The organism is Rhizobium sophoriradicis (assembly GCF_025200795.1).
Classification (GTDB): domain Bacteria; phylum Pseudomonadota; class Alphaproteobacteria; order Rhizobiales; family Rhizobiaceae; genus Rhizobium; species Rhizobium sophoriradicis.
On record NZ_CP104156.1, the window covers coordinates 38526 to 53216 of the forward strand.

Below are 14691 nucleotides of genomic sequence, written 5' to 3' on the forward strand. Positions count from 1 at the left end.
ATCTGCCATCGTCGCGTCCATTAAATTCCGGAGCAAGGTGCTTCGGACCTACAACGTAGAGCACTGCGGTCTAGCCTCCCAACCAATAAGCTTCTTAGGCAAGGAGGTGGCGTCGCGCAATTGTGCGGCGCGTTCGGTTGCGCACTCAAATCGGAGGCCAGGGAACTCGCGTCCCCTGCGCTGGTTTGTCGGGACGAAACGAATGGAGGTCCTTAATGGACAAGGTCATCGACGTCGATTTCCACGTCACCTGGCAATCGCCCGTCTTCGTCCGGATCGGCGACGGCATGCGGGAACGTATTGACGGGCCGGACGCGGCATTGGCGGCGCTTCTCCATCGCTGGCCCTCGACCAGTCAAGCGGGATACGCCGTCGCCAAGCGCCGCTGCGTCGACGCGATCGCGAAGCGCGGCAGCCCGGAGCTTGCCCGCGAGGCTTTCGTGGAAGCGGCAGTCTCGGCTAGGGTGCTGGGATGATAGGATTGGAGCGGCGGCCCGCACGAAGCTTACCACTGTCCGCCGGCCTGCTCTTGGGCCTCGGACTCGGAGGCTTCTTCGACGGCATTGTTCTTCACCAGCTTTTGCAGTGGCATCATATGCTCAGTTCCTGGTACCCGATCACATCGATCGAGAACCTTGAACTGAACACCTTCTGGGACGGCGTCTTCCATTCTGGTACCTACGTCTTCGTGCTCGCCGGTCTCTTCATCCTTTGGCGGTCCGGTCGCCTCGGCCATTTCCGCTGGTCGACGGCCGACCTCGTCGCGACAATGCTCATCGGCTTCGGAGCATTCAACCTGATCGAAGGCATTGTCGATCATCAGGTTCTCGGCCTCCACCACGTCAACGAAACCGCTCCTCGCGGAGAGTTGCTCTTCTGGGACATCGGCTTCCTTGCCTGGGGTGGGGCGATGGTCGCCATCGGCGTAATGATCATGAGGCGACGACATGTCTGAGGTGCTTCGTGAACTCCGCACGGCAATAATCTGGGCCGCGTTCGGTCTTGGTCTTGTCTTCGCGACCCGACCGGTGTGGTCGTTTCTTCTCTTCGGCCCAAACCTCACGCTTGAGCACCTACTCTCATTGCGGTGCTTTGGCCTGCCGACATGAGGCGCCGGTCGAGCGCGCGACCTATCCCTAGCGATCTACGGAGCTCATCCATGACTGCGTATCCTGACCGAAATGGCCTTGATGCCGTACACCGTGCCTCCCGCCATGTCGTCATCGTCATCGTCGGCGGCGGTTTCGGCGGCCTGGCCTGTGCCATGGAACTGGGCAACGCCCCAGATAATGATGTCACGGTCGTTGACCGCCGCAATCACAACCTCTTCCAGCCGCTGCTGTATCAGGTGGCGACCGCCGCCCTGTCGCCGGCGGACATTGCCGAACCGATTCGCAAAACGCTTGCCAGGTTCAAGAACATCAACATGATCATGGCAGAGGTCGTCGGATTGACCCGCGGTTGCACAAGGTGTCACTTTCTGATGGCGACCCGCTTTCCTACGACAAGCTCGTCATCGCCACCGGCTCCGATTACAACTATTTCGGCCATGATGAATGGCGGCAGTTCGCGCCCGGGCTAAAAAGCATTCATGAGGCGCGGCATATCCGTCATCGGCTGCTTCTGGCCTTCGAAAAAGCAGAGCGAGCGAAGAGCGAGCCAGAGAAACAGGCATTGCTCACCAGCATTGTCATCGGCGGTGGACCAACGGGCGTCGAAATGGCCGGCGCCATCTCCGAACTCGGTCGCTTCATGATCAGCCGCGACTTTCGGAACCTCCAGCCCTACAATCTGAAAGTGATACTCGTGGAGGCGGGACCACGGATACTCGCCGCCTTTCCCGAACATCTTTCTGCATACGCCAAGTCCTATCTCGAGAATATCGGCGTCGAGGTCCGCACGGGCAGGCGGGTGATGGATATTCGCGAGGATGGGGCCGAGATCGAAGGTGAGTTCGTCCCCGCCGGATCGATCATATGGGGCGCGGGCGTCAAGGCGTCCCCCGCCCATTCATGGCTCGGGATACCCGGACTGGCGGGTGGCCGGATCCCTGTCGATGATCATCTTCGTGTCCTGGGGTTCGACGACATCTACGCCATTGGAGACACATCTGCGCTCACCGGGGCGGACGGGAAGCTCCTGCCAGGTCTAGCGCAGGTCGCCAAGCAGCAAGGCACATATCTCGGAAAAAGCCTGCGAATGGGCAAAGCCGTTTCAGGTTTCAAATTCAAGAATCGCGGTAATACGGCGGTGATCGGTCGGAATGCCGCCGTCTTCGACTTTGGAAAATGGACGTTGAAAGGCAGGGCGGCCTGGCTGCTTTGGGCGCTTGTCCATGTCTACCTCCTGATCAACTTCGAGAAGCGCCTTCTTGTCGCCATCCAGTGGGTAGGGCGGTACCTCACGCGGCAACGCGGCGCGCGGATCATCGATGAGACGGCTGAGGGAGCCGATGACGGTCCCGGCGCGGAGCCTCATCACATCGACGATAACCACGACGATTGTCACATCGCTGATGTTGATCGGAGTTTACGGCCATCGAACAGAACGCACAGTCGTCGAGGCTATTAGCCTCAGAGGTGCCTTGTAGACTTTACGCTCAATCGTTTCTCACGCCGACAACCTAAGTCCAATTGTCTGCATCACACAGCCTAGAACGTTCACCCATAGCAAGAGTCGAACCAGCCCTATCGTCATAACAACCCATCAATAAATGACTATACAGATATCGTGCCGGTTGTATCCACAGACGGACTGCTGCCAATCGAACCTACCCAGCCACGGCTGAGCCACTGAAGTTCCACAAATACCTCTTACGCCACCGACAGATCAAGCCGCCTGAGTGGCCCTCTCGGATGCTTACTTCTGTTCTTCCATCTCTTCATCGACAATCGAGCTGACGAGGGCAACGACCCGGCTGCGCACACGCGGGGAAAGGAGCAAAACGTCGTCTATCAGACGCCGTCCCTCCGCCGTGGAAATGTAGGCAATCTTCTCATCGATCTCTGTTATGATTTGCTGGCCCTGAGTGGTTTCGGGATCTGGAAGGCCTTCGAAAAACCTCGAAACAGGGATCTTGAGGCAATTGGCAAGCTCGTAGAGCATCGAAGCGCTGACGCGGTTCTTGCCGCTTTCATATTTTTGTACCTGCTGCAAACTGACCCCGATGCCGGCGCCGAGATCCCCTAGGGATACATTCGACTGCATTCGGCGGATACGGATTTGCTGTCCGACATGCCGATCAACTGGATGCACCAACTCGCGCGCTAAATTCGACTGTTCGGCTTGCGCAGGCCTCGAAGTCCGGACCTGTGCTGCTGCATAGCGCTTCATGGTGGACACCCCGATGGAGAGTTTCACGCGGTGCGCCCCCGCTGAAAACTCGCTAAACCCACTGATCGGGGAGTTGGAAACCGTACAAGACGGTCCTGTGGCCTTTAGTTCCGAGGAACCTGGACATACGCCACAGGCTCCTCGACCGAAGGTCAAGGAGTGTGGTGTCGAATCGGCCGACACCAACCGCTTGTAGGGGTTTCCACACCCCAAGGCAGCGCGTACTGCCTCGCTGCGAAACCTAGTTGAAATCCGCCCGCCGCGCAACCGAATGCTTCACAAGATTCAATGGCTTCGCTCTTCCAACGCTGCACGAAGAGCCTCGGCGCTTTTGAATACGCCAAGTGGCGCTGTGTGAGCCGCGGCCGAACGAATGGCGTCAGCCGCAGGCTAACGATCTGTTCTGGGTCCGTACGCAATGGCCGGAAGGGTCGTCGGAACCTTTTTGCTGCGGGGTGATCTGGTTGAAGTCGGCGTATTTCACCTTAGGCGCCACCTCCGCTTGTTAGGATGGATGGCGAAGTTTCCCATCAGCTGTCCAGGAAACTCGCTCTCGGCGACCAGGGTCGGCTCGACCCAGACAATAGCCGCACTTCAGGAATAGGGCAGGGGCGGCTGCTTTCGCTTCCAGCGCAGCTTGTCCAGCATCTTCCGCAATCGGATGGCCTCGGCTTCCTTGAAGCCCGTTGATGCAGACCGACCGAACCTCGACGCTGTGTGCTCTCGCATCACACAATCTGTGCCGGCGCATAAAAACCCATCGGCTGTGGAATTGATGAGCGCGGCGCAGAAGGCGTCAGGGTAATGGCCTCGCCGCTCTGGGCGGCTGCTCGGCGGGACGATATCCGACAAGCGAACGCCGCCGACGCCATCGCCGGTCATATCGCCGGGCTTCTTGTCTCCGGCGAAGGTGTAAAGCGGCTTACTTTCCCATTTCTCAATGGCTTCGTCGGAAATCCGCGGGTTATGGGCATCGATGATTGGAGCTGGCGGCATTCCTCGCGGTACGGGACGATCATGGTCGATCTCCGCCCCACTTCTGCCCAAGGGGTCGCAACGATCTTGGCTTCCATATTTGAAGATACAACACTGTGCCGGCCCAGCGACATTTCCTTATCAGCTTCGTCACCACGCCGATTGTGGTGCCGAGGAAGATCGCATAATGGATCGAAGGGAACTGGCCCGGCAGGCGAGCAAAGAAAGACAAGGTTGACAGGCGCATTGCTTCTTCGATTGAGGGTTCGGCAGTTCATGCGTGACGACGGTGGTGCCGATCGATCGGGCCTTCGCCCGTGCGCGCTGGCAACGCCGGCGCTCTGGATGCGCTACATAGACCGCGTCGGGGTTGGCGGAAAATCTTTTAAGACTCCGGCGATGCACAACAAGGAAGCTCGCCGATAAGTTGCCCACGTGCAACTTTTGAATCAGTACGGTTTGACTTCGTTCAGGGCCAATGTAGCCTCACCCGTCTCATCCCCCATTCGACTGGCCACGAATTCTGCTCCTGGAAAGGTGAGGTGGACATTTGAGCGTGGCTATAGACGGGCAGTCCGGTAATCGTTATTTCGGATATACCACCCCATCACCAAATCATCCCGTGAATCTTCAAGGCCTTTTATATTGAAAAAAGTGCAACGCAGTTTTGCCGTCGAGTACAAAAGCGGCAGACGAAAACTCGATACTAGGTCGAACTCGATCTGGGGCAACGTGGACCTAAAGTCCGTCGCTCGCGACCTAGACGAAGAGGCAATGCCGTTTCTGTCGGATAGCTCTCAGAGTGGCAAATCCGACAGCGAAATTTCTCTACCAAAACCAGATCAGGCTGAGTCGTTGTTGACACCGCCTCTTGAGCCGTCGACAACTGCATCAGATGCACAGGAGATAAGCATGGCCGACGAGACTGATACTGCAACCAGTGCCGATGTGCCGGCCGTTGTCGAAACGCCAATTACGCCGAAGAAACAGCGCAAACCCAGGGCCAAGAAAGCCGCGGCACTCGAAACCGCGTCAGCTGACACTACGGCAGAGCCAGCAGCTGCTCTGGCCGGCGCCGGTGGTGTGAAGAGGAGAGGGCGCAAGACAAAGGTGATCGAAGCTGCGGCGAGCGCCAAACGCGCACCTGTGCGCCGTGCTCCGAAGGCGGTGCAGACAGCCTCGGCCGCGCCGACGACAGCGATCGATGAAATGGCGGACCTCCTGCAGTTAGAAGAGGAAAATCAGCGGCTGCGCAAGCTTCTGGCTGAAAAACTTCGCGCTGAAAATGCCGATCTGCGCAAACGGCTCAAGCTCGATTGATATAAGCAGCCGGTCAATCGCCGGCCGCATTTCTGTGCTTGTCGAGACATACATTTTGGCGGCGGCGGATGCTGTTGCCGGAATAAAGACTTACTGCCTGCTTGCGGGATAAAACGCGAGGTCGGATAGATGGCGTCTCCCTGGAAATTTCTTGCCCGACTGGTCTCACCGGGACGCGAACAAAAGCGAAAAAACGGCTCGACCGAGAAGGTTTCGCCGGAGGCGTTGCCTAGTTCTGGTCCGACTGAAACGCCTGCCGAGGACAGCCTGAATAGCGATGGTCGGCCGGCAGGCGCGGAGCTACCTCGTCACGGTCAACCCGGTGCAATTTCCCTCAAGCCTGTGCATTCCGAAGAAGCCGAAAGCGATGTCCACGACAAGGTCGACGGCGAAGTTGCCGAAATCGTGGAGGTCGCTGATCCCGCTATATCAGGTGGTACTGGTTTCGACGTCACCGCTGCGAATGATGCCGCTAGGCTCAAGCGAATTGCCGAGTCGCACCGCGCGAGCAAAGGAGCCGCAGCAAGGAAGCGGTGGCGATTGCAAACGATCCCCAATTTATCCAAACTGCAAACGGGATGAGCCTCGATGACGAGATCAGGATGCTCAGGGATCAGCTGGCCAGAAAGCTAACGTTGCAAAACGCGCAGTTGAGAAAAATGCTGGAGCGGTTTGAACGATGAGCGTGACGCGCTGCCTGCCTTTTAAGCTTGTTGCAGGTGTCCTTTCAAGGCGATAGAGGCGGCATCCTATCTTGCGACCTATCCTCACGACCGTTATACTGTTTTTGAAAAACAGTATAACCCTGGAGTCGAGCTATGAAGTCCATCGACCTCATGTATCAGACGATGCTCGCTGAGCTCGGTCAGCGCTCGCTCGACGCCGCTTGGACGGCCGATTTCCCTCCGGAGGGTCGGTTCACCCCGGCAAACATCAAGGGGCGCAAGTACTGGTATTTCGACATCCCGGATGGACATGGTGGTACGAAACGTCGTTACGTCGGTTCCGCTGATGATCCGGTTATCGCACAGCGCGTAGCTGATCATAAGCGGGACAAGGACGATCTACGCGCTCGCAGGCGCTTGGTAAATACCCTGACCCGCGAAGGCGGGATGATCGCCCCTGACGCCATGTCGGGCGATATCGTCGAGGCTCTTGCCGATGGCGGTCTCTTTCGGCTCCGGGGTATTCTCATAGGCACGGTGGCCTTTCAGTGCTATTCAGGACTGCTCGGTGTCCGTCTTCCCATGGCTGCGATCCTGACCGGCGATGCTGACATCGCCCAGGACTATGCCATCAGTCGGGAGGTCGAAGATAGTCTGCCTCCGATCCTTGAGTTGCTGCAGGGCGTCGACGCCAGCTTTCGTCCAGTTCCACATCGATCGGGAGCCGCGGTCTCGTCAGCGTTTCAGAATGCCGACGGCTACAGGGTTGAGTTCCTGACGTCGAACCGTGGTTCGGATGACTACATCGATCAGCCGGCGAAGATGCCCGCTCTTGGTGGCGCCAGCGCGGATCCACTGCGCTTTCTCGACTTCCTCATAAGGGAACCCGTCAGGACAATGCTGCTCCACCGAAGCGGTGTTCCGGTCGTCGTCCCTGATCCGTCCCGGTATGCCGTCCACAAGCTAATAGTCGCCAGCCGCCGAAACACGGACGGGCAGGGGCCGGCGAAGCGTGAGAAGGACATCCGACAAGCTGCGCTGCTCTTCGAAGCGCTGCAGCAGACAAGGCGATCTACCGACTTGGCGCTCGTCTACAACGAAGCATGGAGGCGCGGGCCTACATGGCGAGAAGGTATTCGAACCGGGGCGGGAATGCTGCCAGCACAAGATGCCGAGCGGCTCAACACGGTCCTGACCGAGGGCGGAAAAAGAAACGGCGAAGAAATTGAACTTCCGTTTGGAGAATAGGCCGTCTTTCAAGGCTAAGCAGTTGATTTGATTCGAAGTCGTGAAGACAATGATGCGAGCGCTTCTCGATGTTCGACGGCAGTGTACTGCTTCCGGCGACGAGGCCCTAGGGACGGCCGTTCGTGGCCGCCTGGAAACCGAGTTCGAAATAAGGTTCCCCATCGTCAATGCGACCGTCTCCGACGGGGCAGTGACCCTGAGGGGAGAGGTCGAGACGGAGCTGGAATGCTCGGCGGCCAGGGTGGCGGCGGAAAGCATCCGCGGCGTCGGCGGCGTGGTAAACAACATCACCCTGGCTACCGCATGGTGAGCTCTCTCAAACTATGAAATCGTCCCTGGAGTTTCCGTCATGTTTGTCAGGGTCATCGCAGACGCCGTCGCGTCGAGGTTTCTCCTCGTCATCCTGATCCTCATGGTGGGGACGGTCGTGAGCGTCCTACTGGTGAGGCCATCCGACGACTCCCGAACCGGGCGCGTCGAGCGCTCTCTCTGACCCGTGAGTGCGCGATGAACATCTGGCCCTCCAGGATTTAATTGTCCGGCCGCGTCCCGCAAATGGCGCGACGGATTCGATGCTCTCCGAACTATTCGGCTTCATCTGGCTGATGGGAAGGCGTCATCAGGCGTTGGTCGCAGGGCTGTCCCTGGCTCTTTTCGTTATCGGCGCGGCGCCTCTCGAACTCCAGCGCCGGATCGTCAATGAGGCGACCGAGCAAGCGTCATACCGGTCTCTTCTCTTTCTCGTCTCCCTCTATCTCGCGGTCGCAGTGTTGAAGGGCGCGATAAATTCACCTCCAACCTCTAAAGAAGCTGGGTGGGCGAAAAAAGCACGCTTTGGCTCGGGGCGCGCGTTCTGCATCGGGCCGAGACGCCGCCATCGGAATCCACGCTCGAGGGGGTTGAGCTGTCGATCGTCTTTGCGGAAGCGGAACCGGTGGGCAGTTTCGTTGGGACCAGCATCTCCGAGCCGCTACTCCAGATCGGCATCCTTGTCACCGTGGGCGGTTATCTGATCTATCTCCAGCCGCTGATGAGGATGGCCGTCGCAGCCACCTTCGCCCCGCAGATTGCGTTCGTCCCGATGTTAGGCTGCTCACCTGGCTTTTGGAGATGCCGCTCATACCCATGGCCTTGACCAAGTCGTCGACAGAACGAGTCGAGATTCCCTGGATATACGCTTCCTGGATAACGGCCGTCAGAGCTTTCTCTGCCATGCGGCGCGGTTCAAGGAAGCTCGGAAAGTAGCTGCCTTTGCGCAGCTTCGGAATGCGAAGCTCGACGGTGCCAGCCCGCGTCTCCCGATGTCACGGTAGCCATTGCGTTGTGCGAGCCGCATCGAGTTCTTCACACCGAAGTCTGCACCCGTAGCCGAGCCTACTTCCAGCTCCATCAGCCGCTCGGCAGCAAGACCGATCATCTCACGCAACAAATCTGCATCGGCACTCTTCTCAACAAGGGAGCGCACGTTCATCATGTCATTGGTCCTCGGTGATCTTTCCGTCAGGTTGGTCTTGAACAACCCGACCCTAGCGGAAAAACACTGATGGCCGCCCGCAAAGCCGATCACCCGCTACAGCGCAACGAGAAGCGCGCGGGCGCTCGGCTTTACTCCCTACCGTCACCTACGCCACGTACTGGGACACGATCCGATAGAACGGCCACCTTTTCCCGCGTGCAAGTGGCCATATGGGGGTGGCGTAATAACCAGGCATACGCGAGGTCGGTATGGCAGGTTTGATCTCTCCTTCCAGGTCGCTCGCGTTATAGATCGCGACGACGCCGGGCACCGAGAACGCATCGCCGACATCGATGTTCAGGATTCGGGCATGTGGCTGGTCGGAGCGTCGCAATGCGATATGCAACATACCGCGGCGCCATGTCATCGACATACTGACCAACACCCGTCAGCAGACGTGGATCTTCGGTGCGCTTGTCCCGCTTGCCGACAAGTTTGGGCCGCAGCTCGACGGAATGGTCCTGCTGGCTCATTCGTAGAACTCCACACCCTTTCGCAACTCTTGCCATTGCGCGTCGTCGTGGCCGAAAATGATAGAAGCTCCCCGCTCCCGAAGAGCTTTCAGGCGAGCGAGTGCCTCTGCGGCGAGTTCGATGTTCCAAGTATTTCTCGGAGCGATACCGGTGTCGACGCTCGCCTGGAGCGGGGCAGCATCTGAAGCGAGTATAAATGAACCATCTTTTTCCAGCTCGACACGGGCGACGGTCATTCCGGGGGTATGACCCGGCATGGGCAGCAAGACGATGCGCCCGTCGCCAAAGACGTCATGCTCGGCATTGAAGGTCTGGAAACCCTGGGGCTGGTCCCATTCTCCTCGAAGATAGCCTTGATTTTCTGCACCGCTTGCCGTGGCGGCCTGCGCCTCCGCTTCGTGGCAGAGGATCGTTGCGCGCCGAAAGTACGCGTTGCAGCCGCAATGATCGGGATGCAGATGTGAACAGATCACAACATCTATGTCCTCGGGATCGAGAGCAAGAGTCTTCAACTGATGAACGACCGTCCGCTCTGGCGAAAAGATCGGGGTCATAACCTTGCTTAACCCACCCCATCGCGCGCCTGGATCGATGGCGGCCTCTGGATTGCATCCGCTATCGAACAGCGCGTTGCCTTGGGGATGGCGCATCAGGGTGGCGTGAACCGGCAATTCAATCGCTTCTTCCTTCAGCGCCCCAGGGACGTAGATGGACCGGCGCATACGAAGGCGGCCGGCCTCGAGAAAATGCATCTTCATCTTAAAGGTCCTCTCTTGCTAGCCAGTTCGCGGACGGCGTTGACGATGTTTTCATAGCCCGTACAACGACAGATGTTTCCTGAGAGCGCTTCCCTGATCTTATCATCGGTTTCCAGCGGATGGTGGCGAAGAAGGTCGATGATCGCCAACGATGAAACTGGGCCTACAAATTCGCATTGCAGGCCATGATGCTGGCGGAACGCTTCTTGGATTCGTCCGAGTATCGACGCTTCCCTGGCCATGGTTTCGATTTCGCTTCCGTCTGCCTGCACTGCAAGCATCAGACAGGAGCGTGCGCTCCTTCCATCGAGAATGACGGTGCAGGCACCGCAAACGCCATGTTCGCACCCGACATGGGTTCCGGTCAGGCAAAGGATCCTGGCGCAGGAAGTGGCTCAGCAGCGTTCGTGCTTCGATCGTGCGCGTCATATACGCTTCGTTGACGCTGACGGTGATCGTCTTCTCACTCATCTTGCTTGAAGCCTTTCGTGGTTCGCGCGGCTCCAGGCGGCGCGACGGGCCCGTTTGGCAAGGACGCCTGAGAGATGCCTGCGGTAATCTGCAGAGGCATGGATATCCGTGTTGGGCGTGAGGATTCCAGCCAGGCGATCCGCCACCGTATCGAGAGCCGGCTCGGAAACATCCGTCCCCTCGATGATGCCCTCGATCTCTTCAAGCCGCAGCGGGGTTTCACCAACGCCCATCATGCCAACGCGAACGTCAGACGCCCTGCCATCTACACAATGCAGCGTCGTCGCAAAGCAAGCGAGTGCGAAGTCCCCGTGGCGTTTTGCAAACTCCTCAAATCCCCATCCGGCATCCGGTCTCATCGCGTCGAGCTCGACGCGAATTACAAACTCGTCCGGTTCCAACGAGTTGACCAGCGATCCGACAAAAAAATCGGCTGCAGGTATTTCGCGTCTGCCGCGCTGAGAGGAGGCGATGACCGTCCCACCGAGGAACCGTGTCATCATCGGCATCTCGGTCGCTGGATCCGCATGCGCGACGCTGCCGCCGAAGGTGCCGCGGTTGCGCACGGTCATATGGGTGACGTGATGCATCGCCTCATGCACGATCGGCAAGTGTTGGCGGATGATCGGGTCTGTCGCGGTCAAGTGATGGCGTACCGTCGGCGCCGATTCTCACCCGATCTCCGTGCAGTTCGATCCGATCTCCATGAACCGACGTTACTACGCGCGGCGCCCAAAATCCCGCGGCCCTGCTCGGATGGATACGATCTCTCTGAGCAGTTCGAGGTTCTCGCCGGTCATGGTGGCCACGTCTTCGATCGTGCAGATATGCATCGAACGAGCCATCAGGCGGCCTTTTGCGCAGTGGAGACCGTCGGAAGCATATTCCACGGCAACAGGTCTTCAAGCCTATCTACCGGTTAATCTTTGATCTGGGTTAGGACGTCCGTGAGGTAGCTCTCGGGGTTGCGGCCATGCAGTTTGTCCGTTCCAATGATGGTCAAGATATTAGCGTTGCGCTATCCCGTTCGTAATTTGCATCGTGTAAGTCTTCACTCCTGATGCTCGTTCTCGGGCCGCGCCACGCAACGCGCGGCCCGTCTTTCGGTTTTCTCAACCCGGGAAATTGCTACTCGGATTGATTGATTATTACGAGTTTATATGCAACCTTCGGTACGATCGCCGACGGTCGGCGCACATCAGGAGGAAAAACCATGATCCGTACTAATGCAGTTGCAGCACTTGTGTTTGCTGTAGCAACCTCAGCTCTTGCTTTCGATGCAAGCAACTTCAAGGATTTTTCAAGCATCGCATCGGCTTCCAGCAGTTGGCAGAACCAGTCCGGCTCGACGATGATCATTCAAGTCGACTCGTTCGGAAATGTCTCCGGCCAATATGTAAACAGAGCCCAGGGCACCGGATGCCAGAACTCGCCCTATCCGCTAACAGGAAGGGTAAACGGGACGTTCATCGCATTTTCGGTCGGCTGGAACAATTCGACGGAGAACTGCAATTCCGCAACCGGATGGACCGGCTACGCACAGGTCAACGGCAACAACACTGAGATAGTCACGAGCTGGAACCTCGCTTACGAAGGCGGCTCCGGTCCGGCCATTGAGCAAGGACAAGACACTTTCCAGTACGTGCCGACGACTGAGAACAAAAGCCTCTTGAAGGATTAATCTCCTCTGCCCTGCCGGCGCTGGCCCGTCAGAGATTGTGGAGCAAGAATTCATCGAATATGGCCAAAGGCTTAGACGAAGCTGCTTTCCCTGCCGAATAAAAGCGCCGCGTGCTCGTCCGCGCGGCGCAAATCCTTATTTGATGAGTTCAATGCGGCCAAAACGGCAAGCTTTCCGGACAAAAGTAAGCATCCGAGGATGCGCCGCCTTGGGGCAAACGCGGCGATCTGATCAAGGTCGTTTGGCACGATGGCCAGGGGGCCTGCCTGTTCACGAAAAAATTGGAGCGAGGAAGGTTTATCTAGCGTGACGGCCAGGGCGCTTGTCTGTTCACGAAGAAGCTGGAGCGCGGCCGCTTCATCTGGCCGTCAGCCGCTGACGGCACGGTGGTGATCACACCGGCGCAGCTCGGTTATCTGCTCGAAGGTCTACAGAAATATCCCTGCTTGTGAGTCTGACGAATCATCACCGGACAAGATCGAGGTGCTGGATCCGAGCCATCCGTTATTTGGACGCTCCTTTAATGTGATGCGTGAGGTGGGACGTAGAGGCGGCAACTTCGCGCCGTCGTATGAGGTTGAACATCGTGGTGGATCGACCTTGCTGATACCCGTGTCTGCGACACAGGGATATGTCGAAGCCTGAAATACTGACGCGCGAAGGACACCATTCGCCCAATTGTGAGGAGAAGGTTTTGCCAATCACTGTGCAACGCCTCCGCCTTGCAGCGGGCATCTAGGTAAAGGCACAGCGCAACAGATGGACACACGAACCTAGTTTGCTCAGCGCCGTACAACTTGCCGCCAGGCTCGATATTCCCGTCAATTGGATTTACGTTCAAATCAGGCGGAAGCGCCTGCTCATCGACCAGCAATCAACCGGAGCATATTTGTTCCAAAATTCCCCAGCGGTCGTCAACGCGGTTCGCGACCTTCGCAACCGTACCATTCATCAACTCGATCTGAGAATCATTCAGCCTCACCAGGAGGGGCATCAACATGCGTTGTCGCTGGAGGGAATTGACTGGCGCGCACGGCAGGAAACCTGGCGCCCCAGCCGGGTTTGACTCAATTTTTGCATTGAGATTGTTGAGAAATCTGATTCAATGTCGTTATGACATTGCCGCCGCTTACCCTGCCATCGGACCTTGCCAGCGCTCATCCGGCGCTGCTGGCCGAACGTGCTGCGCGGCTGCAAGCTGAGGCGGACGCGGCCAACGCGAAGGCGCGGCTGTCGAGCATTGAGGCGCTCAACGTGCATTTGCAGTTGCTGATCGGCAAGCTGGAGCGCGAGAAGCACGGGCCGCGCCGCGAGCGCACGCAGCGGCTGATCGATCAGTTGGAATTTGCAGCTCGAAGAGCTCGTGGCGTAGGCCGCCGAGGACGAACTGAGCGTCCAAGAGGCCGCGGCCAGAACGCAGTCCGTGCGCGCCTTCGCCCGCAAGCGTCCAGTGCGCAAGGCGTCGCCCAAAGACGTCGAGCGCGCACGCATCGTCATCGAAGCGCCGACGGCATGTGCCTGCTGTGGCGGCTCGCGGCTGTCGAAGCTGGGCGAGGATGTGACGGAAACGCTGGAGGATATCCCGCGCCGATTCAAGGTGATCGAGACGGTGCGCGAGAAATTTACCTGCCGCGATTGCGAGGCGATCAGTCAGGCTCCCGCACCGTTCCATGCGACGCCCGCGCGGCTTCATCGGCCCTCAGTTGCTGGCGACGATCGTGTTCGACAAGTTCGGGCAGCACATCCCGCTGAACCGCCAGAGCACGCGGTTCAAATGTGAGGCATCGGTCCGTCGACCCAGACCCTGGCCGGTGAATGTTGATCCGAATGTCTTCGAGCTGCGGCAAATGCTGGAGCATCACTGTCGCACGGCATACCAGGAGGCAACGTAGCCGGCTGCGGCGACCCCATGCGAATGCGGGACGTCGCGGACGATGCTACCGACAATGGCGTCCCTTTGATCGACGCCATTCGGCCAGTTCGGCACGATGTAGCCGCGATAGCTGTAGATCCAGGTCTCGCCGGCCACATCGCCCTTTCCAGTGAATTGCAGCTCGACAGGGTCTCCCGGACGCACCGTACCGGTCAATTCCAGCGACCACCCGGGCCCACCAATGGTTCCGCCGACCTTGCGCCGAGCCAACTCGGTCAGCACCAGCGTTCCCTGGCCAAATTCCAGTGCATTGAAATCAACCGATAAATCGGGATTGTTGATCAGGCTGCGATAACTCCAAGTGCCAGTGAAGCTCAT

General features: G+C 58.3%; 14 protein-coding genes and 9 pseudogenes. 13 read left to right on the forward strand and 10 right to left on the reverse strand.

Features of this window, described 5'->3' with window-relative positions; translation table 11 throughout:
• The first annotated feature begins 215 nt into the window (after positions 1-215).
• The 3 genes and pseudogenes from N2597_RS30965 to N2597_RS30975 all read left to right on the forward strand — a co-directional run bounded on the left by N2597_RS30965 (position 216) and on the right by N2597_RS30975 (position 2571).
• Positions 216-476: a DUF982 domain-containing protein gene (locus tag N2597_RS30965; protein ID WP_041684018.1), complete on the forward strand. Its 261-nt coding sequence runs from the start codon at positions 216-218 to the stop codon at positions 474-476.
• 86 nt (positions 477-562) lie between these two features.
• On the forward strand, positions 563-955 hold the full coding sequence (locus tag N2597_RS30970; RefSeq protein WP_237350510.1) for a DUF2243 domain-containing protein: 393 nt from the start codon (positions 563-565) through the stop codon (positions 953-955).
• A gap of 315 nt (positions 956-1270) precedes the next feature.
• Positions 1271-2571 (forward strand): annotated as a pseudogene (locus N2597_RS30975) (NAD(P)/FAD-dependent oxidoreductase).
• Positions 2572-2859: 288 nt separating this feature from the next.
• Here the strand turns inward: N2597_RS30975 and N2597_RS30980 are convergent.
• The 3 genes and pseudogenes from N2597_RS30980 to N2597_RS30990 all read right to left on the reverse strand — a co-directional run.
• Entirely contained in the window at positions 2860-3333 is a 474-nt protein-coding gene (locus N2597_RS30980; protein WP_041684019.1) for a helix-turn-helix domain-containing protein, read from the reverse strand.
• Positions 3334-3838: 505 nt separating this feature from the next.
• Positions 3839-4029, reverse strand: a pseudogene (locus N2597_RS30985) (ATP dependent DNA ligase); the annotation flags it as partial.
• A 192-nt stretch (positions 4030-4221) separates the two neighbouring features.
• Positions 4222-4329: pseudogene (locus N2597_RS30990) on the reverse strand (hypothetical protein); the annotation flags it as partial.
• Positions 4330-4953: 624 nt separating this feature from the next.
• On the opposite strand from N2597_RS30990, the gene N2597_RS30995 reads away from it, so the two are divergent.
• From N2597_RS30995 to N2597_RS31020, 6 genes and pseudogenes are all read left to right on the forward strand, one after another.
• A complete protein-coding gene (locus N2597_RS30995; protein WP_012489415.1) occupies positions 4954-5628 on the forward strand; it encodes a transcriptional regulator in 675 nt (224 codons plus the stop codon).
• 129 nt (positions 5629-5757) lie between these two features.
• Positions 5758-6311 (forward strand): annotated as a pseudogene (locus tag N2597_RS31000) (hypothetical protein).
• 135 nt (positions 6312-6446) lie between these two features.
• Positions 6447-7541: a nucleotidyltransferase family protein gene (locus tag N2597_RS31005; RefSeq protein ID WP_012489416.1), complete on the forward strand. Its 1095-nt coding sequence runs from the start codon at positions 6447-6449 to the stop codon at positions 7539-7541.
• A gap of 52 nt (positions 7542-7593) precedes the next feature.
• A complete protein-coding gene (locus N2597_RS31010) occupies positions 7594-7851 on the forward strand; it encodes a BON domain-containing protein (RefSeq protein WP_029875514.1) in 258 nt (85 codons plus the stop codon).
• A gap of 39 nt (positions 7852-7890) precedes the next feature.
• Positions 7891-8034 carry a hypothetical protein gene (locus N2597_RS31015; protein ID WP_164517822.1) on the forward strand — a complete coding sequence of 48 codons (144 nt, stop codon included), beginning with the start codon at positions 7891-7893 and terminating at the stop codon, positions 8032-8034.
• A gap of 321 nt (positions 8035-8355) precedes the next feature.
• Complete coding sequence (locus N2597_RS31020; protein ID WP_008534157.1) at positions 8356-8676, forward strand: hypothetical protein; 321 nt, start codon at positions 8356-8358, stop codon at positions 8674-8676.
• On the opposite strand, the pseudogene N2597_RS31025 reads toward N2597_RS31020, so the two are convergent.
• The 6 genes and pseudogenes from N2597_RS31025 to N2597_RS33765 all read right to left on the reverse strand — a co-directional run.
• A pseudogene (locus tag N2597_RS31025) lies at positions 8627-9015 on the reverse strand (transposase); the annotation flags it as partial. The gene N2597_RS31020 and the pseudogene N2597_RS31025 sit on opposite strands and share 50 nt — an antisense overlap.
• A gap of 190 nt (positions 9016-9205) precedes the next feature.
• Positions 9206-9530 (reverse strand): annotated as a pseudogene (locus tag N2597_RS31030) (xanthine dehydrogenase family protein molybdopterin-binding subunit); the annotation flags it as partial.
• Positions 9527-10288, reverse strand: a complete 762-nt coding sequence (locus N2597_RS31035; RefSeq protein ID WP_004674371.1) for an N-acyl homoserine lactonase family protein — start codon at positions 10286-10288, stop codon at positions 9527-9529. The gene N2597_RS31035 and the pseudogene N2597_RS31030, both read right to left, overlap by 4 nt.
• Positions 10285-10569 (reverse strand): (2Fe-2S)-binding protein, encoded by a 285-nt coding sequence (locus N2597_RS31040; RefSeq protein ID WP_004674373.1) that lies wholly within the window; start codon positions 10567-10569, stop codon positions 10285-10287. The genes N2597_RS31035 and N2597_RS31040 overlap by 4 nt, the downstream gene beginning before the upstream one ends.
• 186 nt (positions 10570-10755) lie before the next feature.
• Positions 10756-11361 carry an FAD binding domain-containing protein gene (locus N2597_RS31045; protein ID WP_237353339.1) on the reverse strand — a complete coding sequence of 202 codons (606 nt, stop codon included), beginning with the start codon at positions 11359-11361 and terminating at the stop codon, positions 10756-10758.
• Positions 11362-11603: 242 nt separating this feature from the next.
• Positions 11604-11777 (reverse strand): annotated as a pseudogene (locus N2597_RS33765) (transposase domain-containing protein); the annotation flags it as partial.
• A gap of 195 nt (positions 11778-11972) precedes the next feature.
• Between N2597_RS33765 and N2597_RS31055 the strand changes: the two are divergent.
• The 4 genes and pseudogenes from N2597_RS31055 to N2597_RS31070 form a co-directional block, all read left to right on the forward strand.
• The gene (locus tag N2597_RS31055) at positions 11973-12440 is read left to right on the forward strand and encodes an avidin/streptavidin family protein (protein ID WP_004674376.1); all 468 of its coding nucleotides are present in this window, start codon (positions 11973-11975) and stop codon (positions 12438-12440) included.
• 212 nt (positions 12441-12652) lie between these two features.
• Positions 12653-12892 (forward strand): annotated as a pseudogene (gene tnpB, locus N2597_RS31060) (IS66 family insertion sequence element accessory protein TnpB); the annotation flags it as partial.
• Between the two features lie 326 nt (positions 12893-13218).
• Positions 13219-13506 (forward strand): hypothetical protein, encoded by a 288-nt coding sequence (locus N2597_RS31065; RefSeq protein WP_008534161.1) that lies wholly within the window; start codon positions 13219-13221, stop codon positions 13504-13506.
• Positions 13507-13553: 47 nt separating this feature from the next.
• Positions 13554-14221 (forward strand): annotated as a pseudogene (locus tag N2597_RS31070) (transposase domain-containing protein); the annotation flags it as partial.
• Positions 14222-14298: 77 nt separating this feature from the next.
• Here the strand turns inward: N2597_RS31070 and N2597_RS31075 are convergent.
• Complete coding sequence (locus N2597_RS31075; protein WP_004674379.1) at positions 14299-14691, reverse strand: hypothetical protein; 393 nt, start codon at positions 14689-14691, stop codon at positions 14299-14301.